17 protein-coding genes and 1 pseudogene are annotated in these 20,155 nt (G+C 67.5%); 7 read left to right on the forward strand and 11 right to left on the reverse strand.

All coding sequences use genetic code 11. The features are described 5' to 3' along the window. Nucleotides 1-47 precede the first annotated feature (47 nt). A pseudogene (locus BN996_RS01655) lies at nucleotides 48-835 on the forward strand (SIMPL domain-containing protein). 155 nt (nucleotides 836-990) lie between these two features. Here BN996_RS01655 and BN996_RS01660 read toward each other — a convergent pair. Then, complete coding sequence (locus tag BN996_RS01660; RefSeq protein WP_089776887.1) at nucleotides 991-1,968, reverse strand: NOG1 family protein; 978 nt, start codon at nucleotides 1,966-1,968, stop codon at nucleotides 991-993. A 205-nt stretch (nucleotides 1,969-2,173) separates the two neighbouring features. Between BN996_RS01660 and BN996_RS01665 the strand changes: the two genes are divergently transcribed. Together BN996_RS01665 and BN996_RS01670 are read left to right on the forward strand one after the other, a co-directional pair. Further along, nucleotides 2,174-2,536: a DUF5518 domain-containing protein gene (locus BN996_RS01665; protein WP_089776888.1), complete on the forward strand. Its 363-nt coding sequence runs from the start codon at nucleotides 2,174-2,176 to the stop codon at nucleotides 2,534-2,536. Nucleotides 2,537-2,673: 137 nt separating this feature from the next. Further along, nucleotides 2,674-3,438: a hypothetical protein gene (locus BN996_RS01670; RefSeq protein WP_089776889.1), complete on the forward strand. Its 765-nt coding sequence runs from the start codon at nucleotides 2,674-2,676 to the stop codon at nucleotides 3,436-3,438. A 36-nt stretch (nucleotides 3,439-3,474) separates the two neighbouring features. Here the strand turns inward: BN996_RS01670 and BN996_RS01675 are convergent, their stop codons facing one another. Then, nucleotides 3,475-3,969, reverse strand: a complete 495-nt coding sequence (locus BN996_RS01675; protein WP_089776890.1) for a DUF367 family protein — start codon at nucleotides 3,967-3,969, stop codon at nucleotides 3,475-3,477. A 118-nt stretch (nucleotides 3,970-4,087) separates the two neighbouring features. Here BN996_RS01675 and BN996_RS01680 point away from each other — a divergent pair, with 118 nt between their 5' ends. Then, nucleotides 4,088-4,441, forward strand: coding sequence for a nuclear transport factor 2 family protein (locus BN996_RS01680; RefSeq protein WP_089776891.1), 354 nt, complete (start codon nucleotides 4,088-4,090; stop codon nucleotides 4,439-4,441). A gap of 67 nt (nucleotides 4,442-4,508) precedes the next feature. Here the strand turns inward: BN996_RS01680 and serS are convergent, their stop codons facing one another. The 3 genes from serS to BN996_RS01695 all read right to left on the reverse strand — a co-directional run bounded on the left by serS (nucleotide 4,509) and on the right by BN996_RS01695 (nucleotide 7,971). Further along, the gene (serS, locus tag BN996_RS01685) at nucleotides 4,509-5,894 is read right to left on the reverse strand and encodes a serine--tRNA ligase (protein ID WP_007276130.1); all 1,386 of its coding nucleotides are present in this window, start codon (nucleotides 5,892-5,894) and stop codon (nucleotides 4,509-4,511) included. 107 nt (nucleotides 5,895-6,001) lie between these two features. Next, entirely contained in the window at nucleotides 6,002-7,570 is a 1,569-nt protein-coding gene (locus tag BN996_RS01690; RefSeq protein WP_042663938.1) for an SLC13 family permease, read from the reverse strand. A gap of 140 nt (nucleotides 7,571-7,710) precedes the next feature. Next, the gene (locus BN996_RS01695; protein WP_089776892.1) at nucleotides 7,711-7,971 is read right to left on the reverse strand and encodes a hypothetical protein; all 261 of its coding nucleotides are present in this window, start codon (nucleotides 7,969-7,971) and stop codon (nucleotides 7,711-7,713) included. An 84-nt stretch (nucleotides 7,972-8,055) separates the two neighbouring features. Between BN996_RS01695 and BN996_RS01700 the strand changes: the two genes are divergently transcribed. The 3 genes from BN996_RS01700 to BN996_RS01710 all read left to right on the forward strand — a co-directional run bounded on the left by BN996_RS01700 (nucleotide 8,056) and on the right by BN996_RS01710 (nucleotide 13,101). Further along, complete coding sequence (locus BN996_RS01700; protein ID WP_089776893.1) at nucleotides 8,056-8,964, forward strand: MBL fold metallo-hydrolase; 909 nt, start codon at nucleotides 8,056-8,058, stop codon at nucleotides 8,962-8,964. Between the two features lie 99 nt (nucleotides 8,965-9,063). Continuing rightward, the gene (locus BN996_RS01705; protein ID WP_089776894.1) at nucleotides 9,064-11,064 is read left to right on the forward strand and encodes an AMP-dependent synthetase/ligase; all 2,001 of its coding nucleotides are present in this window, start codon (nucleotides 9,064-9,066) and stop codon (nucleotides 11,062-11,064) included. Nucleotides 11,065-11,193: 129 nt separating this feature from the next. Beyond that, nucleotides 11,194-13,101: a cation:proton antiporter domain-containing protein gene (locus BN996_RS01710; protein WP_089776895.1), complete on the forward strand. Its 1,908-nt coding sequence runs from the start codon at nucleotides 11,194-11,196 to the stop codon at nucleotides 13,099-13,101. A gap of 52 nt (nucleotides 13,102-13,153) precedes the next feature. On the opposite strand, the gene BN996_RS19920 is transcribed toward BN996_RS01710, so the two are convergent. The 6 genes from BN996_RS19920 to nasA form a co-directional block, all read right to left on the reverse strand. Then, nucleotides 13,154-13,324, reverse strand: coding sequence for a hypothetical protein (locus BN996_RS19920; protein ID WP_007276136.1), 171 nt, complete (start codon nucleotides 13,322-13,324; stop codon nucleotides 13,154-13,156). 249 nt (nucleotides 13,325-13,573) lie between these two features. Continuing rightward, nucleotides 13,574-14,707 carry a thiolase family protein gene (locus BN996_RS01715; RefSeq protein WP_089776896.1) on the reverse strand — a complete coding sequence of 378 codons (1,134 nt, stop codon included), beginning with the start codon at nucleotides 14,705-14,707 and terminating at the stop codon, nucleotides 13,574-13,576. A gap of 129 nt (nucleotides 14,708-14,836) precedes the next feature. Next, nucleotides 14,837-15,022 carry a hypothetical protein gene (locus tag BN996_RS01720; RefSeq protein ID WP_042663946.1) on the reverse strand — a complete coding sequence of 62 codons (186 nt, stop codon included), beginning with the start codon at nucleotides 15,020-15,022 and terminating at the stop codon, nucleotides 14,837-14,839. Between the two features lie 2 nt (nucleotides 15,023-15,024). Then, nucleotides 15,025-16,779, reverse strand: coding sequence for a nitrite/sulfite reductase (locus BN996_RS01725; protein ID WP_089776897.1), 1,755 nt, complete (start codon nucleotides 16,777-16,779; stop codon nucleotides 15,025-15,027). A gap of 264 nt (nucleotides 16,780-17,043) precedes the next feature. After that, entirely contained in the window at nucleotides 17,044-17,676 is a 633-nt protein-coding gene (locus tag BN996_RS01730; protein WP_042663950.1) for a molybdenum cofactor guanylyltransferase, read from the reverse strand. A 58-nt stretch (nucleotides 17,677-17,734) separates the two neighbouring features. Then, entirely contained in the window at nucleotides 17,735-19,846 is a 2,112-nt protein-coding gene (gene nasA / locus BN996_RS01735) for an assimilatory nitrate reductase NasA (RefSeq protein ID WP_089776898.1), read from the reverse strand. Nucleotides 19,847-20,155: the final 309 nt, after the last annotated feature.

Below are 20,155 nucleotides of genomic sequence, written 5' to 3' on the forward strand. Positions count from 1 at the left end.
CTTTGTCTCTAGCGCGGCTTGAATAGCTGAACCGACGTACGGTGGGTATGCAACGACGCACGATTGCTCCGATATTCCTCGTCGGCCTCGTCCTCCTCGCGGGCTGTCTCTCGGCACCCCTGCAGGCGACGACCGACGGCGGCACAGACGCGACGAACGCGACGAACGCGACGACCATCTCCGCGACCGGCACCGGCGAAGTGACCGCCGACGCCGACCTCGCCGTGGTCTCCATCGCCGTGACGACCACCGCCGACTCGGCGGACGAGGCCCGCGGCACCGTCGCCGACGACGCCCCTTATTCACATCTAGCTGCGGCACCGTCGCCGACGACGTGGCCGCCGTCCGCGCCGCCCTCACCGACGCCGGCGTCGCTGAGGACGCCATCCAGACGACCGGCTTCAACATCTACCCCGAGTACGACTACAGCGGTCAGGAGCGCGAACTCCTCGGCTACCGCGCCGCCCACACCCTCCGCGTCGAGGTCGCCCCCGACCGCGCCGGCGAAGTCATCGACCTCGCGGTCGGTGCCGGAGCCAGCGAAATCCGCGGCGTCGCCTTCACGCTCACCGACGAGAAGCGCGCCGAACTCCGCGAGGAGGCCCTGACCCGCGCCGTCGACTCGGCGAAGGCCGACGCCGACGCGGTCGCCAGCGCCTCGGGCCTGACCGTCGCGGGCGTCCACACCGCCACCGTCGGCGGCAGCGCCTCGCCCGGCCCGTACCCGGTCGCCTACGCCGAGGACGCCGCACGCGCCTCGTCCGGTTCGACCGAGCTCTCGCCCGGCCCCGTGACCGTCTCGGCGACCGTCCAGATGGTCTACGAGGCCGAGTAAGCGCCCGCGCCCCGCTGACCGAGACCGGACTCCCGGTCTCGACCACCCCCTCCGCGTTCCCATTTCTCCGAGAACTACCCCGTAGCCGCGGCTCTCCCGTCGAGGCGTTGCGGCAAGACAGAACCGACAGAACCGAAACTCCGCGTCCGCGGCGCTTACTCGTTGCGCGACGGCGGGATGTCGGGTTCGAACCCGATGGCCTCGACCGCGGCGTCGAGGACGGCCTCGACGTTCTCGCCCGTCTCGACGCTCATGTAGAGGTCCGCGTCCATGTCGGTCGAGCGGTCGCTTTTGTTACAGACGGTGAGCACCGGGATGTCGCGCTCTTCGAACCGCGCCTTCACGGCGTCGCGGAGTTCGAGCTGGGACTCGATGGGGTAGCCGCACGCCCCGCTGGCGTCGGCGACGAAGAGGACGGCGTCCGCGAGGTGTTCGAGCGCGCTCACGGCCTGTCGCTCGATGTCGTTGCGCTCGTCTTCCGGGCGGTCGAGCAGCCCCGGCGTGTCGATAATCTGGTAGCGGATGCGGTCGCGGTCGAAGTGCCCGATTTGGACGCCCTTCGTCGTGAAGGGGTAGCGGGCGATTTCGTTCGACGCGCGGGTCACGTCGTTGACGAACGAGGACTTGCCGACGTTCGGGTAGCCGGCGACGACGATTGCCGGCTCGTCCGGACGGATGTCGGGGAGGTCCTTCAGGGCGTCGCGCGCCTCGCCGATGCGGAGCAGGTCGTCTTCGACCTCCTCGACGACGCTCGCCATGCGGGCGAACGCCTGCTTTCGGTGCTTGCGCGCGAGGTCCGCGTCGGTCTTGCGGAGCTTCGGCTGGTACTCGCGGGCGATGTTGTCGACCTGCCGGGAGGCCCACATCACTTCCGAGAGGCTCTTTCGAACCTCGTCCACGTCGACGATGGCGTCGGCGAGCTCGTAGTAGAAGGGGTCGACCGTCTCGAAGTCGGGCCACTCGACGACGACGTTTTCGAGGTTGTCCGAGAGGATGTTCGACGCCGTCTGGAGCATCGACTGCTGAGCCTCCAACTTGTTCTGCTTCGCTCGCCCCGTGCGCGCGGCCCGCGAGAAGGCCTTGTCGATGAGTTCGTCCGACCGGGGCGTGGTCGGGAGAGACTCGAAAATCATTGCAGTCCGCTACATGGCCGAGCCGTAAAAGCGCGTCCGTTTGGGGTTCGGCGCTTCGAGCGGGGGATTCGCCGTGCAGGTCTCCTGCACGGTTCGACCGGAAGCGGAGGGGTCGCGGGCGGCCCGCCCGCAGACGCCGACGGACGAGAGCGGTCAGCCGGCGACCGCCACGAAGTTCTTGCCCGCCCGCGGCCTACCCCGACCCATGACTGACTGGAAAGCTGTCGCCGTCGGCTTCGTCGTCATCGTCGTTGTCGGCACGGGCGGGCTCGCGCTCCCCGTCGTCGGCCAGATCGGCGCGGGCCTGCTCGGCGGCTTCGCGGCGGGCTACCTCGCGGGCGGCACGCTCGGCAACGGCGCGTGGAACGGTCTCGTCGCGGGCTCTATCTCGGGTATCGTCGTGACGCTCCTCGCGGCGCTCCTCGGGGGCCTCGTGGGACTGGCCGGCGGACCGCTGGGCGGACTCCTCGGCGGCGTCGGTGTCCTCGTCGCGGGCGTCGTGCTGACGCTCGTCTTCGCCATCGACAGCGCCATCGCCGGGGCGGTCGGCGCGTGGGTGAAAGGATAGTCCGGTACGCGCCGAACCCGTCGGCCACCGGGGTCGTCGGGGAGCGTTGAAACGGGTTTAGACAGGTGATAAGCCGCGTTTGGACGCGTGAACGGTCACCGGCTTCTAAAGGGGTTGACCCAATACAGTGACCCCATATGGGTGAAAAGAAGACGTACACCCGGCGAAGAGCCCTCCAATCGATTGGCGCCGTCGCCGTCGCCGGTCTCGCTGGCTGTAGCTCCTCCGGCTCCGAAGGCGAAGGCCCGACGACACAGTCGACCGATACGGAGACTCAGACCACGACTGAGGCGACGACCGACGCGCAGACGACGACGAACGAGACGACCGAACAGACACAGGAAAGCACCGAAACCGGACCCGAAGCCGCCGATTTCGTCGAGAATCCCGAGGAGATACATCCGACGCTGGTCGAAGAGACGTCGGTCCCCTCGGACGAGGTACTTCTCGGCTTTCGGCTCGAAGACTCGTCGCTCCCGTTCACGACCGAGGTGTACCGCGCGGCCGACGACGCCGAGGTCCAAGCGACGGAGACCTACGACACGCAGGACCTCTCGGAAGTCGACCTGCTTCCCGACTCCCCGCAGGCGCTCGACACCGTCGATACCGACCGCGAAGACATCCACTACGGGACGACGACCATCGGAGAGCCGCTGAAAGTGACGCTGGTCGCGCGCAACGAGACCGACACCATCGACTGGAGCGCGTGGTCCAGAACCGGCTATCCGTACGACGGCCACAACGAGGACGACCCCGCGCTCGAAGTCGACTGTTACTGCGGCGGGATGAACTACACCGCGCCGAGCGGCGGGACGTGGGCGCGGGTGATTCAGGTGACGCCGACCGAACGCGTCGAGACGGGAACGACAATCGCGCTCAACTGGACGTCGAGCCGACTCTGAAGGGCGACCGAATCGGTTCACCGCCGCTGACTGGGGCTACTCGCGTTCGAGGTACTCCCGTTGAATCTCGACGACTTCGGTCGAGTCCGCGCACTCCGAGTACCGGCGCAGCGGTTCCTCGTTGAGTTCGAGGAACGTGTGGCCCCAGTTGAACTTCGAGAGCACGTCTTCGGCCCGCGTTTTCTCGCCGAAGATGCAGAGCGCGGCGGCTATCGCCTCGACGGTCGTCAACTGCATCGGGTGACCGAAGTTCACGGGGTTGGCGGCGACGAGATACGGGAGCGCGCGGTGCTCGCCGGGCAGCGAGAACATGGCCTCGCCGGCCGACTCCCACGAGCAGTCGAGCGCGACGAGCGCGCTCGTGTCCGCGTCGGCTGGCGACAGCGCCCTGTCGGCGTGGGGGTTGAGCACGACGCCGTAGGGGGTCTCGCGGTCGGAGCCGTGGAGGACGGCCATGTCGAAGCGTTCGAGCTTCTTCGCCGTGCACTTCTTCGGGTCGTCGTCGCCCTCGTATCGAACGTGCAGGTCCACAGCCGGGGTACGCGACTGGCCGAGAAAAGCGTCCCGAACGCGGCGTCGGCGCGCGCGCGACGCGTCACGACCGGCGGGTCGGCGTCGGATTCTTCCCGTCGGCCGACGAAGAAAGCGCGTGCATCCCGACGCGACGTATCTGGCCCGGCAGTACTACACGGCGCTCGACCACCACGGATACGACATGCTTCGGAACCTCCTCGAACCGGGGTTCGTCCAGCACCGCGGCGACATGACGCTCTCGGGGCGCGAGGAGTTCGTCTCGTTCATGCGGGACGACCGGCCGCGGAAGGACACGCGACACGTCATCGATCGCTACATCCAGTCGAAGTCCGACGACGAAATCGTCGTCCGCGGCCATCTCGAAGACCGCGACGGCGACGAGCTGTTCGTCTTCCTCGACCGGTTTCGGGCGCGCGACGGGAAGCTCTCGGAGCTGAAGACGTTCGTCAAGTCGTCGACGGCGAACTGACGGCGCGAGTCGCGGGAGACAAAGAGAGTGAGAAGCGAAAAGCGCGGTGGCGGCGCGGGTCGGTCGCTCAGTCCTTCTTGCCGGCACCGACCGCGGCCTCGCCGACCGGCTCGTGGCCCTCGATGACCTCGCGGCCGCCCATGTAGGGCTGGAGCGGTTCGGGCACGTCGACCGTGCCGTCCTCGTTTTGGTAGTATTCGAGGAGCGCGACCATGACGCGGCCGACGGCCGTGCCCGACGCGTTGAGCGTGTGGAGGTACTCCGCCGACTCGTGGCGCTCGGGGCGGTACCGGAGGCCGGCGCGGCGCGCCTGGAAGTCCTCGAAGTTCGAGGCCGACGACACTTCGAGCCAGCGGCCGCCGAGGTCCTCGGGGCCGTCCTCGGACTCCGTGCCGGGGGCCCACACTTCGAGGTCGTAGGTCTTCGCCGACGCGAAGGTGAGGTCGCCGGTGCAAAGCGAGAGGACGCGGTACGGCAGGCCGAGTCGGTCGAGCACTTCTGCGGCCTCGTCGACGAGCGCTTCGAGCCGGTCGTACGACTCGTCGGGCTCGACGAAGTTGACGAGTTCGACCTTGTTGAACTGGTGGACGCGGACGATGCCGCGGGTCTCGGTGCCGTGTTCGCCCGCCTCACGCCGGAAGTTCGGCGTGTACGCCTGATGCTTCAGCGGGAGGTCGTCCTTCAGCAGAATCTCGTCGCGGTACATGTTCGTGACCGGGACCTCCGCGGTGGGACAGAGCCACAGGTCGTCGTCGTCGTAGTCCTCGGTCTCCGAGCCGCCGATGCGGTAGGCGTCCTCCGCGAACTTCGGGAGCTGGCCGGTGCCCTCCATCGAGGTGGTCTTGACCGGAATCGGCGGGAACAGGTCGACGTACTCCTGTTCGCGGTGCACGTCGAGCATGAACTGCACGAGCGCGTGTTCGAGCATCGCGCCCTCGCCTTTCAGGAAGTAGAAGCCCGAGCCGGTGGTCTTGGCCGCGCGGCCCTCGTCGATGATGTCGAGTTCCTCGCCGAGGTCGTAGTGCGGCGTCACCTCGTCGGGAAGCTCGCGGCGGTCGTCGAAGCCGACGCGGCGGACCTCCTCGTTGTCGGCCTCGTCGGCCCCGACGGGGACCGACTCGTGGGGGAGGTTCGGCAGTTCCATGAGCGCCTCGTCGAGCTCCGCTTCGAGCTCGTCGGCGCGGGCTTCGAGCTCCTGGAGCTCCGTCTTGAGCTCGCCCGAACGGTCGATGGCTTCCTGTGCTTCCTCGTCTTTGCCCTCCTGTTTCAGCTGGCCGATTTTCTGGCTGACCTCGTTGCGCTCGTGGCGGAGGTCGTCGCCTTCAGCCTTCAGCGAGCGCCACTCGTCGTACACGTCGAGGACGCGGTCGATGTCCACGCCCTCCATGTTACGGGCGGCGAGCGCGTCGCGAACTCGCTCCGGTTCGTCGCGGAGCAGTTGCCTGTCAATCATTGGACTGTGGTTTCCGGGCGGGCGGGAAAATCGTATCGCATCGCCGAGGAACGGAGGTCGAGACCGCGCGGAGAGGCGTCGGCGAGCGCCGAACGCAGACGCGCCGACTACCAGAGGAACGCCGGCCAGACGAACTGGAAGAGGAACCAGATGAGAATCGTCAGCACGCCGGTCATCACGACGTTGAGGACGGTCCCCGCCCGCATCATGTGCGACTGCTTGATGTGGCCGCTCCCGAAGACGATGGCGTTCGGGGGCGTCGCCACCGGAAGCGCGAAGGCGAACGAGGCGGCGATGGCCCCGCTGACCGCGAGGAACACCGCCGCGGAGACCTCGGTGAGGCCGAGCGTCGCCGCGAAGATGCTCCCGATGCCGATGAGCACGGGAACGATGATCGTCGCCGTCGCGGTGTTCGAGGTCATCTCCGTGAGGAAGATCACCAGAAGCACGATAGCGCCGACGACGAGGATGATGGGCGCGCCGGTCAGAGAGCCGAAGACGGCCTCGGCGAGCCACCGCGTCGCGCCCGTGGAGGCGAACGCGTCGGCCAGCGAGATGCCGCCGCCGAAGAGGAGAATCGTCCCCCAGTCGATGTCGACCAGTTCGTCCCACTCCATCGTGTCCGCGAGGACGAGCGTCGGGATGGAGACCATCCCGACCATCACGTAGTACAGGAGGCCTTGATGCCCCTCGACGCCGAGGAGCGTCGCCCCCTCGGCGGTCCCGAACAGCGTGTTGAACACCGGGTCCGAGAGGAACAACTCGAACACGGGATCGAGGCCGCCGACGACCCACAGCCCCGCCGTGGCGGCGAAGATGTACGCGACCCGGCGGCCGCGGGTCGAGAGCGCGCCTTGGTCGGCGAGGTACACGCGCGCCTGTTCGCGGGCACCCTCAACATCGTCGACCTCGGGCGGATAGAAGCGGAACGTGAGGAGGTACCAGACGATGGGGAGGGTGATGGCGACGATTGGGAGGCCGACGAGGAGCCACTCGACGAAGCCGATTTCGTAGCCGAGCAGCGCGTTGAGCTGGGTGGCGACGACCGCGTTCGGCGGCGTGCCGATGAGCGTTCCGACCCCGCCGACGCTCGCGGCGTAGGCGGTGCCGAGGAGCGTCGCTATCTGCATGTTCGAGAAGGAGCCCTCGGCGGCGTCGGCCTCGTAGACCTCCTCGCGGCCGAGCACCTGCGCGAGGACGCCGAGCGCGATGGGCGTCATCATCGCCGTCGTCGCGGTGTTCGAGACCCACATCGACAGGAACGCCGTGGCGAGCATGATAGCGAGGATGAGCCGCCGCGGCGACGACCCCATGACGGCCATGAGCCACAGCGCGATGCGGCGGTCGATGTTGTACTTCTGGAGCGCGTTCGCCAGCATGAAGCCGGCGATGAACAGGAAGATGAGGTGGTCGGCGAAGCCGGCGAGCGCCGGGTCGATGTCGCCGTAGACGCCGTAGGCCGTGAGCAACACCGGTATCGACAGCGCCGTCACCGCGAGGGGGAGCGCGCCGGACACCCAGAGGATGCCGGCGAACACCATCGTCGCTAATGCGTACTGCCCCCGCGTCGAAAGCCCCTCCAGCGACGGCCCGAAGGCCAGCGCGAGGGACGCGACGAGGGCGAGCGTGAAGACGGCGAATCGTCCGCGAGCAGTCTTTGTAACACCGCGTATCATTGATACACGGTATCTCTAACGATAGTCTTACTTAATTATTTTCAATACGGTAGCGAATGGCGGTATATCGGTGTCGACAGCCGCGTTCCCGTCGGAATCGGCAGACGGAAGCGAGGGTCCGCGTCGCGTCACGACGCGAGTTAAAAGTGTTCGACGAGCGTGCGGACCTGCTCGTCGTCGAGTTCCGCGGTGTAGAGTGCGAGCAGGGCGCGTCGGCGCGACCGTGAGAGGCCGCGGCTCCCGGATTCGAGCATCGAGATGTGCGCCTGCATGAGGTCGTCGACGGCGCGTTCGACGGCCCGCTGGTTGTAGCCGGCGGCGACTCTAAGCAGTCGCCACGCCATCGGAGAGATGTCCGTGATATCGACATCCGGAAGCGGTTCGCCGCCCTGTTCGGACATGGAGACGGCTTTGCAGTCGCCCGTAATCAACGTGGGGGGTCGGGGCGACCGAACGCTTTTCTCCCCCGGAGACGGGCGTCAACTATGGCTATTGGCGACGTCGAACCCGTCCCGGACAGCACGGACATCTACTACGTCGACAGCGGGATGTACGAGGTGGAGAAGTACGGCTCGGTCTACCTCATCGACGCCGAGAAGCCGGCGCTCGTCGACACCGGCATCGCCGCCGACAGGGAGGCGGTGTTCGGGATGCTCGACGAGGTCGGCGTCGACGACCTCGCGTACATCCTGCCGACGCACGTCCACCTCGACCACGCGGGCGGCGCGGGTTACCTCGCCGAGCGCTACCCCGACGCGACCGTCATGACCCACGAACTCGGCGCGCCGCACCTCGTGGACCCCTCGCGACTCGTCGAGGGCACGAAGGCGGCCGTCGAAGACCAGTGGCGGTTCTACGACGAACCGCTCCCAATCGACGAAGAGCGCGTCGAGGGGCTCACCGACGGCGACGAAATCGACCTCGGCGACCGGACGCTCACGGTCCACCACGCGCCCGGCCACGCGCCGCATCAGGTGATGTTCCACGACGACGGCGACGACGTGCTGTTCGTCGGCGACGCGCTCGGCATCTGGGAGCCGCGGTCGCGGACGCTCCGGCAGACCTCGCCGCCCTCGCAGTTCCACCTCCAGAAGGCGCTCGACGACGTGCGAACCATCGAGGACATCGACCCCGAGACGGTCTGTTTCGGCCACTTCGGCCCGAGACCCTACGACGCCGACCTCGCGGAGGCGTACAAGCGCGTCCTCGTGGAGTGGGTCGAGGCCATCCGACAGAAGCGCGCGGAACTCGGCGACGACGAGGCCGTCATCGACCACTTCGTCGAGCACACACAGATGGACGAGGTGTGGGGCGCGCGGAAGGCCCGCGACGAAGAGCGCCTGAACACCCGCGGCGTGCTCGGCTACCTCGACTACGTCGGCGACGACGAGTGACGCGACCGGGGTCGCAATCAACGTTTCCCCGCGGTATCGCGGGCTTTCAACAGACCGCACGTACATAGTTTTTAGATGTTGAATTATTACTAACAGAACATGGACTGGCGGGACGCGGAGGCGGCGTTCGACGACCCGGTCATCGAGCGGTCGACCCTCCCACGGATGTTCGAGGCGAGCGCGTCGCGGAACGCCTCGCGAGTCGCACAGCGATACAAAGGCGGCGTCTACCGGCGGTCGCTGGTCGCCGAGGGCGTCGTCCCGGCGGCCCCCGACGGCGACTACGCCGACCTGACCTACGAGGAGATGCGGGGCGTCGTCCGCCGCCTCGCGGCCGGGTTCCGCGACCTCGGCATCGAGAGCGGCGACCGGGTCGGCATCCTCTCGCACACGCGCATGGAGTGGGCGCAGACCGACTTCGCGGTCCTCGGCGCGGGCGGCGTCGTCACCACGGTCTACACCTCGTCGTCGGAGCGACAGACGCGGTACCTGCTTTCCGACCCCGGTGCGAACGCCGTCGTCGTCGAGAACCAAGAGCTACTGGAGCGCGTGCTCGCCGTCGAAGACGAGTTGGACCTGCGGTTCATCGTCGTCGTGGACGAGTACGACGGCCACGACGACCGCGAGGACGTGCTGACGCTCGGCGAACTCTACCGCCGCGGCGAGGAAGTGTACGACGAGGCGGCCTCCGAGTCGCGGCTGGACGAACGCGACCCCGACGACCTCGCCAGCCTCATCTACACCTCGGGGACGACGGGCCGGCCGAAGGGTGTCCAACTCACCCACTGGAACTTCCGGTCGAACGTCAACGAGAGCTACCGGCGCTTCGGCCCGCGCCCGGACAAAGGCGACACGCCGGTCATCGACCCCGACTCGGTGACGCTGTCGTTCCTGCCGCTGGCGCACGTCTTCGAGCGCATGGCCGGCCACTTCATGATGTTCGCGGCGGGCGCGACCGTCGCCTACGCCGAGAGCCCCGACACGCTCCGCGAGGACTTCCGACTCGTCCGCCCGACGACCGGGACGAGCGTCCCCCGGGTGTACGAGAAGCTCTACGACGCGATTCGGGCGGAGGCCGGCGAGTCGCCGGCGAAAAAGCGCATCTTCGAGTGGGCGGTCGACGTCGGGCGGGCGTACCACACGACCGACGCGCCGGGCTACCTGCTCACCGCGAAACACCGCCTCGCCGACCGGCTCGTGTTCGCGCAGGTCCGCGAGGCGCTCGGCGACGACCTCGATTTCTTCATCAGCGGCGGCGGGAGCCTCTCGGCCGAGCTGTGCGCGCTCTACCACGCGATGGGCCTCCCGATTTACGAGGGCTACGGCCTCACCGAGACCTCGCCGGTCATCTCGGTCAACCCCCCCGAGGAGCCGAAAATCGGCACCATCGGCTACCCGCTTCGGACCGTCGAGACGAAACTCGACACGACCGTCGTCGGCGACCGACTCGGCGACGCGGGCGGCGAGGTCGGCGAACTGCTCGTCCGCGGCCCGAGCGTCACCCAGGGCTACTGGAACGACCCCGAGGAGACCGAGGCGGCGTTCGTCGAGGACGACGAGGGCGAACGCTGGTTCCGCACCGGCGACGTGGTCGAACGCCGGCCCGACGGCTACATCGCGTTCCGCGAGCGCGCCAAGCAGATTCTCGTCCTCTCGACGGGCAAGAACGTCGCCCCCGGCCCCATCGAGGACGCCTTCGCCTCCTCGCCGGTGGTCGAGCAGTGCATGGTCCTCGGCGACGGCCGCAAGTTCGTCTCGGCGCTCATCGTCCCGAGTTTCGACGGCCTGCGGGAGTGGGCCGCCGAGGAGGGAATCGACCTCCCGGACGAGCCGGCGGCCGTCTGCCGCGACGACCGGGTGTACGAGCGCATCGAGGCCGAGGTGGACGCGGCCAACGAGAACTTCGAGCCCTACGAGCGAATCAAGCAGTTCCGCGTCGTCCCCGAGGAGTTCTCGGAGGGCAACGACCTGATGACGCCGACGATGAAGAAAAAGCGCCGGAACATCCTCGACCGCTACGCCGACGAGGTGTCGCTCATCTACGACGAGGACCGCCGGCCCGGAAAGCGGCGGAGCCGCGGGCGGGACGCGAGCCAGTAAAATCTGACAGACCAAACTTTTACGAGAATTTTCCACCCATTTGTATTCTCAACTCCGCGGAAATACCGCCCGAGATGTATGGTTTTATCTTCCGTCGCCACATGAACCGAATCCATGGAGGCGATATAGGTGGCCGCAGCAGGAGGGGCGAACCTCATCCCGCTCGTCGCCGCGATAATCGGCATCGGCGTGGTCTCGCAGGTGCTTTCGGACCGGTTTCAGGTCCCCAGCGTCGTGTTCCTCATCGCGTCGGGCATCCTGCTCGGCCCGGAGGTCCTCGGCGTCATCTCTCCCGACTCGTTCGGGAACGCACTACAGGCCATCGTCGGTCTCTCGGTCGCTATCATAGTGTTCGAGGGCGCGTTCCACCTTCGAATCGACAAGCTACGGGAAGCGCCGGCCGCGACGTTCCGACTCGTCACCGTCGGGGCGATAATCTCGTTCATCGCGACCGGCGTCGTCGTCCACTACGCGCTCGGCGCGCCGTGGCCGGTGTCGTTCCTCGTGGGCGCGCTCCTCGTCGCGACGGGACCGACGGTCATCGCACCGATTCTCGAAGTCGTCCCGGTCCGCGACCGGGTCGGCGCGGCGCTCGACACGGAGGGTATCGTCAACGACGTGACGGCGGCCATCGTCGCCGTCGTCATCTTCGAGGCCATCCTCGAAGGCGTCAGTAGTCCCGACGCTCTCGTGACGCTGTTCGCCGAGCGACTCGGCGTCGGTGTCGTCGTCGGTGCAATCGTCGCTGGCTCGCTGTACTACGCGCTCCGGTACGTCGACCTCTCACCGGGCAACGCACCACAGAACGCGCGCCTGCTCGTCCTCGCCGGCGCGCTCGTGTCCTACGCGGCCGCCGACTACGTCGCCACGGAGGCCGGCATCGCCGCGGTGGCGACCGCCGGTATCCTCCTCGGCAACGCAGACGTGCCGTACGAAGAGGAGATTTCGGCGTTCAAAGGCGACATCACACTGCTCGTGCTGTCGTTCGTCTTCATCGCCCTCGCGGCGCTGTTGGACTTCCAGAATCTCCTGAACCTCGGCGTCGGCGGCCTCGCCGTCGTTGCCGCCGTCGCACTCGTGATTCGGCCGCTTTTGGTCTTCATCTCGGCGCGCGGCGACCGCTTCACGAAAGGAGAGAAGCTCTTCATGAGCTTCGTCGGCCCGCGCGGTATCATCCCCGCGTCCGTGGCCTCGCTGTTCGCCATCGCCCTGCAGGAGGAGGCGACGCGACTGGCGGCCGACGGACTGACCCAACAGGCCGCCGCGCTGAACGAGAGCGCCTCGATTCTCGTCGGCACGGTCTTCCTCGTCATCCTGACGACCGTCGTCTTCGAGGCCGGCCTCGCTCGCCGAATTGCAGAATACCTCGACGTCATCCCAATGCGTGTACTCATCATCGGAGGCGGGAAAGTGGGCCGTGCGCTCGCCGAACGCCTCGCAGACCGCGGAGAGAACGTGGTCCTCATCGAGCAGGACCAAGAAGTAGTCCAGACAGCCCGAAACATGGGCTTCACCGTCCATCACGGCGATGGAGCCGATACGAGCGTCTTACGCTCCGCGGGGGCCGCCAACGCCAAGTTCGTGGTCGCCGCCACCGGCGACGACGACGTGAACTTGCTCGTCGCGCAGCTGGCGAACTCGAAGTTCGAACCCGAGAGCGTCCTCGCGCGGGCGAACAACCCCGACAACGTCGAGGCGTTCGAAGAACTCGGCGTGCGGACCATCTCGTCCACAATCGCCACGGCGCAGGCGCTCGACAACTACATCGAGCGCCCGTCGATGTCGAACTGGATGGGCGAGATCGGCCGCTCCGGCGACGTCCAGGAGGTCGAGGTCACCGCCGAGCGACTCATCGGGCGGACCATCCGCGAAATCGGTCCCGAACTGCCCGACGGCTGTCTCGTCACGCTCGTCTCGCGGAACGGCGACACGACGGTCCCCAACGCGGAGTACACCCTCCAGGAGGGCGACCGCATCACCATCATCGGCGAGCGCGAGGCCGTCCGGGACGCAGAAGAGTTAGTCAACCCCGAGTAACGGCTCTCGCCGCCCGCCGCGCGGTCGAATTTTTCGCGTCGTCCCCGACCGGTCAGCGCCGCGCCCACCGGACGAACACCGTCCAGTAGCCGACGGTGAGCGCGACGAGGACGTACCAGACGGGCGCGCCGAGGTCGGGGCTCGGAGCGACTCCCGCGGAGGCGACCCCCGCGGCCGCCAGCGCCGCGACGCCCCCCGAGAGAACGGCCGTCGTGAGATTCATCACCGGGATACTCTCGACGACCGAAGTATGAACGTGACGAAAGGCGCACGTATATTCGTGAGCGATAGCCGAGGTCGGCGGTTCGGGGAACCACCGACGCGTGGTCCTCGGATTTCGCTCGCGTCCCACGACGAACCGGGATAAAAACGCGGGGCGACCTTACCGACTGAACTCGATTGCCGCGCCACTGCGTTTTTCCCTCGTTCCGCTCGGCAAAAATCTGGACCAAAAAACAGCCGAACTCTCGCCCTACCTGCTGAACTCGATTGCCGCACCTTGGCCGAAGCCGACGCAGAGCGACGCGAGGCCGCGGTCCACGCCGCGCTTCTGCATCTCGTGGATGAGCGTCACCGGGAGGCGCGCGCCGGACGCCCCGAGGGGGTGGCCGAGGGCGATTGCGCCGCCGTTGACGTTGAGTTCGTCCGCGTCGATACCGAGTTCGCGGCGGGAGTACTCACACTGGCTGGCGAACGCCTCGTTGATTTCGACGAGGCCGTAGTCGTCGATGTCGGTGCCGGCGCGGTCGAGGAGGCCGCGGGTGGCCGGGACCGGGCCGATGCCCATGACCGTCGGGTCGACGCCGGCGACGTTGTTCGTGCCGACCGAGGCGAGCACGTCGAGGCCGCGTTCGTCGGCGAACTCGCGGCTGGTGACGAGGACGGCGGCCGCGCCGTCGGTTATCTGCGAGGAGTTGCCGGCGGTGACCGAGCCGTCGCCCGAGAAGGCGGGGTCGAGGCCGGCGAGCACCTCCATCGAGGTGTCGCGGCGGATGCCCTCGTCTTCGGTGACGACGCCGTCGGCCGTCTCGACCGGGACGATTTCGTCGTCGAAGCGACCCGAGTCGGTCGCGTCGGCGGCGCGCCGGTGGCTCCGGAGCGCGAACTCGTCTTGGGCCTCGCGGGAGACCTCGTACTCCTCGGCGACCTTCTCGGCGGTCATCCCCATCTGGAGTTGGAAGATGTTGTACTGCTCGCTCAGTTCCGGGTGGAGGTGCTCGTAGGAGTCGCCGTCCATCGGCACGCGGGACATGCTCTCGACCCCGCCGGCGACGATGCACTCGCGGTTCCCGGCGGCGACGGCGTCGGACGCGGAGATGATGGCCTGCATCGAGGAGGCGCACCACCGGTTGATGCTCGTCGCGGGCGTCCCCTCGCCGAGTTCCGACAGGAGCGCGACGACGCGGGCGACGTTGTTGTCCTGTTCGGTGCGCTGTTGGGCGACGCCCCACATCAGGTCCTCCACGTCGTCGGGGTCGACGTCGTGTTCGTCGAGGATGTGGTCGATGAGCGTGACCGAGAGGTCCTCGCTTCGAACGTCTTCGAACACGCCGCCCGCCTTGCCGAACGGCGTGCGGTACGCGGCCGCGATGACTGGCTCTGGCATGGCACAGTGTCGGGGTTCGAACACCATAAATAGTTTAGAACTCGCTATTCGTCGTTACGAGTTGTTCGCAGGTCGAAAAACGCCGAGAAAGCGGTGAAAGTGGAGACGACGGCACCGACTCTCGGAACGTCAGGAACGAGTGGCGGAGTCGCTGTCCGGCCGACCGGGGATTCCGCCGGTACCCGCGTCGGCGACCGTTGGCTCCGCCGGGAAGAGTTCCGGCGCGACGTCCGCCGAGGCGTGCTCGAAAGGCGCGTCGTCGACGTCGGTGTCGGCGTCGTCTGCCGGGTCGTCGGATGCGATGCGGTCGGTCATGCTCAGTCGCTCGTGACCGGCTGTTCGGCCTTCGCTTCCTCTTCGGCGAACGGGTACCACGACTGCTTCGCGTCGTGCATGTACGGCGCTTCGAACTCCGTCTCCTCGGGGACGCAGTACTCGGTGACCGCCTCGGTCCCCTCGGCGTCGACCCACTCGCGGAACGTCTGTCCGGGCTCGCGGCGCTCGGCGAACGCCTCCACGAGCGACGCGATTGCGCCCGGAACCTCGTCGGCCGGGATGCGCTGTTGAATCCACTCGACGAACGACGGCTCCTCGCCGATGCCGCCGCCGACGCCGATGTCCATCGCCTCGACCATCTCGCCGTCCTTCTGGGCGCGCATACCGAACAGGCCGATGTCGGCCGTGTTCGCCTGCCCGCAGTCGGCGGTGCAGCCGGAGTAGTGAATCTTCAGTTGGCTCACGTCGTCGGGCACGTCCACGTTGTCGCGGAGCCACCGGAGCATCCGGGCGGTCCGGGCTTTCGTCTCCGTGAGCGCGAGCGAGCAGAACTCCGTGCCGGTGCAGGCGACGGTGCCGCGCTGGAACGGGTTCGGCACGGGCGTGTGCTTGCCGAGGAGCGGCTCTGCGAGCAGGTCGTCGAGCTTCTCCTCCGGCACGTCCATCAGAAGCGGGTTCTGCCGGCGGGTGAGCCGGACCTCGCCGGAGCCGTACTCGTCGGCGATGTCGGCCAGTTCGATGGCGTCCGAGGCCGTGAGCCGGCCGACCGCGACGCTGAGACCGACGTAGTAGTCGCCGTTGGCCTGCTCGTGGACGCCGATGTGGTCGTGTTTCCCCGCGGACTCCGGGCGGCCCGCGTTGTAGGTGTACTCGTCGCGGATGTTCTCGCCCGCAGACCGGAGTTCGAAGTCGACGTACTCCTCCTGGAGCAGGTCGCGAATCTTCTCCGTGCCCCACTCGTCCACGAAGAAGCGACTGCGGGCGCGGGCCCGTACGTCGCGGTTACCGTGTTCGTGGTAGAGTTCGACGAAGCCGCGGACGACCTCGTAGGCGCGGTCCTCGTCGGCGACGAAGATGTCGAGGTCGCGGGCGACGCGCGGCTTGCGGGAGCCGAGGCCGCCGCCGACGCGGACGTTGAAGCCGGTGACCGTCTCGCCGTCGATTTCCTTCTCCGCGGGTTCGAGCCCCACGTCGTTTATCGAGTCCTGCGCGCAGCCCTCGCGGCAGCCGGTGACGCTGATGTTGAACTTCCGCGGCATGTTCGACAGCGCGTCGTTCTCGCGGAGGTCCTCCTGGAAGCGGTCGAGGAGCGGCTGGGACTCGACGAGTTCGTGCTTGTCGCGGCCGGCGACCGGACAGCCGGTGATGTTCCGCATCGTGTCGCCACCCGCGGACCGCGAGGAGACGCCCGCGGCTTCGAGTTTGTCCCAGACCTCGGGGATGTCTTCGAGTTCGAGCCAGTGGAGCTGAATCGACTGGCGCGTCGTCAGGTCGATCCACGCGTCGCCGAACTCGGGGTTCTCGACGGGGCCGGAGGCGTAGTCCCGCGCGACCTCGCCGATAGCCCGGAGCTGTCCCGGTTCGAGGACGCCGTTGGCGTTCGTCAGCCGCATCATGAAATAGGAGTCCTGGCCCGTCCGCTGCTGGAAGACCCCCCAGAACTTGAAGCGGGTGAACCACTTGTCCCGTTCCTCCTCGGGGATGGCGTCGACGCCCTTCTCGGCGAACTCCTCTATCTTCTCGCGGACCGCGTCGCCGTAGAGCTCCGACTTCCACGCTTCCTTCTTACTCGCCATTTCCGACCACCAGTGGGCAATTATCCACTATTCCTGTGCGTTTGTTTGCGAACTTGGTCATGTTTCGTGATAACACGACTCGACAGAGGTTCATAAGAGTATTCGTTGAGAATCTTTAGAAATTGACCCAATAGGGCGCATTCGTCCATTCTATAACCGAATATTCCGAATATAAGGTTGTACTTTGGGCAGATAGTCGAGTGATTATTGGATAACCACAATTGAATATAATGGACGATAATGTGGTATGGGGCTCGAACGCGCTCACCGACGAGCGGCGAGCGCGCGCAAGTCGTCGAAGGAGTTCACGTTGTGAAACGCGTGCGTCCCGGCGTGAGCCTCCACTTCGCGGTCGTCGAGGACCGTGACGTCGAGCGCGGACATCACGGCCTGCAGGCGGTCGTCTCCGGCGCGGATGGTATCGGTGCAGGCGACCTCGCCGGCGCGGCAGTGAACGACCGCGGGGAGCGGTTGGGTCGTCTCCGAGACCCGCGGGACGATGCCAGCGCCGCCCTGCAGGCGGCCGAAGAGGTGCGAGATGAACCCGCTCGGAACCAGCGGCATATCGGTCGGGAGGACCGCCGCGTACTCGGCGCTCGTCGCCCGCAGCGCGGTTCGCAGGCCGAAGACGGGGCCCCGGTCGGGGTGTGCGTCCTCCGCGAACCGGACGTCGAAGTCCAAGAGCGCGCCGGCGAGCGAGTCCCGCTGTTCGGCGCGGCAGTTGACGACGAGTTCGTCGACGACGGGGTCGAGCGAGGCGGCGACCCGGTGAATCATGGGCTGGCCGCCGACGGTGGCCGTCGCCTTGTCGATGCCGTCGAATCTGGTCGAGCGGCCGCCGGCGAGGATGATACCCGCGCGGCCGGTGTCGAGGTGTGGGTGCGACGCGTCGGCCATTCTCAGGCGGCGGTGCGTCCGGGTTCGCGGGGCCGTCCGCCGGCGGCGACGAGCGCCATCAGTCGCTCACCTCGGCCGCGAGGAGGTCGGTGGACGCGGTCGTCTCGGGGTGTTCGAGGCGGACGGCGCACTGCTTGAAGTTCGGTTCGTTCGACTGCGGGTCGACCGCGGGGCTGGTGAGTCGGTTGGTCATGGGATGGTGGATAGAGAGCCAGACGAGGCCCGGCGGGACGGCGTCGTCGGGGTCGAGCGTCGCCGGAACCGACGCCCGGCGGGAGACGACGGTGGTTCGGCGGTCGCCCTCGGGGTCGGCGACCGCGTCGCGGTGCGCGTCGATTGTGTCGGGGTGCGCGCGTGCGACCGGCTCGTCCGGCGTGTCGCTTCGCGTGCGGACGCCGGTGTTGTACCCGTCGGCCTCGCGGCCGGTCGTGAGCGTCAGCGGGTACGACTCGTCGGCGGGTTCGGGGAGCGACGGCCCCGAGAGCGCGCTGAACTGCGCCTTCCCCGACGGCGTCGGGAACGACCACGTCGGGTCGTCGGACTCCTCGGCGGCGTCGTAGTAGCGGTAGCCGCCCTCGCTCGTCGGGTCCGGCGCGGGCCAGCGCACGGCGCGCTCGCCGTCGAGTCGCGTGTACGACAGTCCCGAGCAGTCGGCGTCGGTCCCCTCGGTGAGCGCGGCGAACTCGTCGAACAGGTCGCTCGGCGAGACCGACGGCCTCGGGAGCAGTCCGGGCGCGACGCGGGCGGCCACGTCGGCGATGATGTCGAGGTCCTGCCTGACGCCCGGCGGCGTCTCGGTGGCCGCGCGGACCCGCGAGACCGTCCGCTCCATGTTCATCGTGGTCCCCTCGGACTCTCCCCACGTCGCCGCGGGGAGCACCACGTCGGCGAGTTCGACCGTCTCGGACCGGAAGGCGTCCTGCACGACGAGGAACGAGTCTTCGAGGACCTCGCGGGCGGCCGTCGCGTCCGGGAACCCGGCGAGCGGGTTGGTGGCGACGGTCCAGACGACCGACGGCGACGACTCGAACATGCCGACCGGCCCCGGGCCGCTGTCGTCGGGGAGCCGGGAGACGGGCACGTCCCACGCCTCGGCGACGGTCCGGCGGTGGTCCGGGTGTTCGAACGGTCGGTGGCCGGGCCACGTCCCCTTCGAGGAGACCACGCGGGTGCCCATCGAGTTCGCCTGCCCGGTGAGCGAGAAGGGACCGGACCCGGGGCCGAGGTTCCCGGAGGCGAGACAGAGGTTCACGAGCGCGCCGGCGGTCGCGGTGCCCCGGACGCTCTGGTTGACGCCCATGCCCCAGTAGACGAGCGTGGGCGCGTCGAGGAGCGACGCCAGTTTCTCGACCTCGTCGAGGGTGACGCCGGCGTCCGCCGCCGCCTCCTCGACCGGCGGGAGCTCGTCGACGACGCGGTCGAACCCCTCGGTATGTTCCTCGACGAACGCCTCGTCCACGGAGTCGGTTTCGACGAGGCGTCCGAGAATCGCCTGCGCCAGCGCGAGGTCGCCGCCGGGGTCGATGGCGACGTGGTCGTCGGCGACCGCCGCGGTCTTCGTCTCGACGGGGTCGACGACGACGAGGTCGCCGTCGTCGGCCGACTGGCGTATCCACCGGAACATCACCGGGTGGGCGACCGCCGGGTTCGCCCCCCAGACGAGGTGCGTCTCGGCCTCGGGGATGTCGTCGTAGGTCGGCGGCGGCGCGTCGCTCCCGAAGGCGCGGTAGTAGGCCGTGACGGCGCTCGCCATGCAGAGCGTCGTGTTCGCGTCGTAGTTCCGGGTGCCGATACCGCCGCGGGCGAGCTTTCCGAGGGCGTAAGCGGCCTCGTTCGTCTGTTGGCCGCTCCCGAGGACGGCGACCTCGTCGGGGTCGTCGGCCATCGCGTCGTTGATGGCGTCTCCCGCGCGCGTGAGCGCGTCGGACCACGAGGTCTGCCGGAGTTCTCCGTTCTCCCTGACGAGCGGTCGCGTGAGCCACGACCCGTCCGGGTCTGCCGACTCGCGGATGCCGCGGCCGCAGGCCAGCCCGTTGTTCACGGGGTGCGAGGGGTCGCCCCGGACCGCGTCGAGACCGTACGCCGTGTCCGAGCCGAGGTGGACGTGACCGCAGCCGACCGCACAGCGCATGCAGGTCGTCGGGACTTGTTTCGCCACGCGATTCACCACCTACCGTCCGCGTCGAATGTACCGCATTCGGGCAAGTATCCCGTGCCGTTCGTGAATATCATTTCACTTTCTTGGCTCACAGTGGCGGAAGATAACCATAAAGACCTAATCGTTTACGAAGACATATTTTTCCCAATTGTTCTGAAGAAAGAACCAATATACAATCGAATAGAAGGAATATAATCACGTAATCAATCCGTTTTAGAATATATTTTTGAATTATTTTTCTGGAATTAATATCCGATAGCGGTTCAGCGTCTCGTTCCTTGCCATCGAGCCAGTTCGGTCGCGCGCGGGTCCCGGCGGCGC

The organism is Haloferax massiliensis (assembly GCF_001368915.1).
Taxonomy (GTDB): Archaea; Halobacteriota; Halobacteria; order Halobacteriales; family Haloferacaceae; genus Haloferax; species Haloferax massiliensis.

Bases quoted from the DNA above. Each gene is read 5' to 3' on its own strand.
- BN996_RS01725 (WP_089776897.1), bottom strand. From the start codon at position 16,779: ATGGCGAGTAAGAAGGAAGCGTGGAAGTCGGAGCTCTACGGCGACGCG.
- BN996_RS01730 (WP_042663950.1), bottom strand. From the start codon at position 17,676: ATGGCCGACGCGTCGCACCCACACCTCGACACCGGCCGCGCGGGTATC.
- BN996_RS01695 (WP_089776892.1), bottom strand. From the start codon at position 7,971: ATGTCCGAACAGGGCGGCGAACCGCTTCCGGATGTCGATATCACGGAC.
- BN996_RS01705 (WP_089776894.1), top strand. From the start codon at position 9,064: ATGGACTGGCGGGACGCGGAGGCGGCGTTCGACGACCCGGTCATCGAG.
- BN996_RS01690 (WP_042663938.1), bottom strand. From the start codon at position 7,570: ATGATACGCGGTGTTACAAAGACTGCTCGCGGACGATTCGCCGTCTTC.
- BN996_RS01700 (WP_089776893.1), top strand. From the start codon at position 8,056: ATGGCTATTGGCGACGTCGAACCCGTCCCGGACAGCACGGACATCTAC.
- BN996_RS01665 (WP_089776888.1), top strand. From the start codon at position 2,174: ATGACTGACTGGAAAGCTGTCGCCGTCGGCTTCGTCGTCATCGTCGTT.
- BN996_RS01720 (WP_042663946.1), bottom strand. From the start codon at position 15,022: ATGACCGACCGCATCGCATCCGACGACCCGGCAGACGACGCCGACACC.
- BN996_RS01670 (WP_089776889.1), top strand. From the start codon at position 2,674: ATGGGTGAAAAGAAGACGTACACCCGGCGAAGAGCCCTCCAATCGATT.
- BN996_RS01715 (WP_089776896.1), bottom strand. From the start codon at position 14,707: ATGCCAGAGCCAGTCATCGCGGCCGCGTACCGCACGCCGTTCGGCAAG.
- BN996_RS01660 (WP_089776887.1), bottom strand. From the start codon at position 1,968: ATGATTTTCGAGTCTCTCCCGACCACGCCCCGGTCGGACGAACTCATC.
- serS (WP_007276130.1), bottom strand. From the start codon at position 5,894: ATGATTGACAGGCAACTGCTCCGCGACGAACCGGAGCGAGTTCGCGAC.
- BN996_RS19920 (WP_007276136.1), bottom strand. From the start codon at position 13,324: ATGAATCTCACGACGGCCGTTCTCTCGGGGGGCGTCGCGGCGCTGGCG.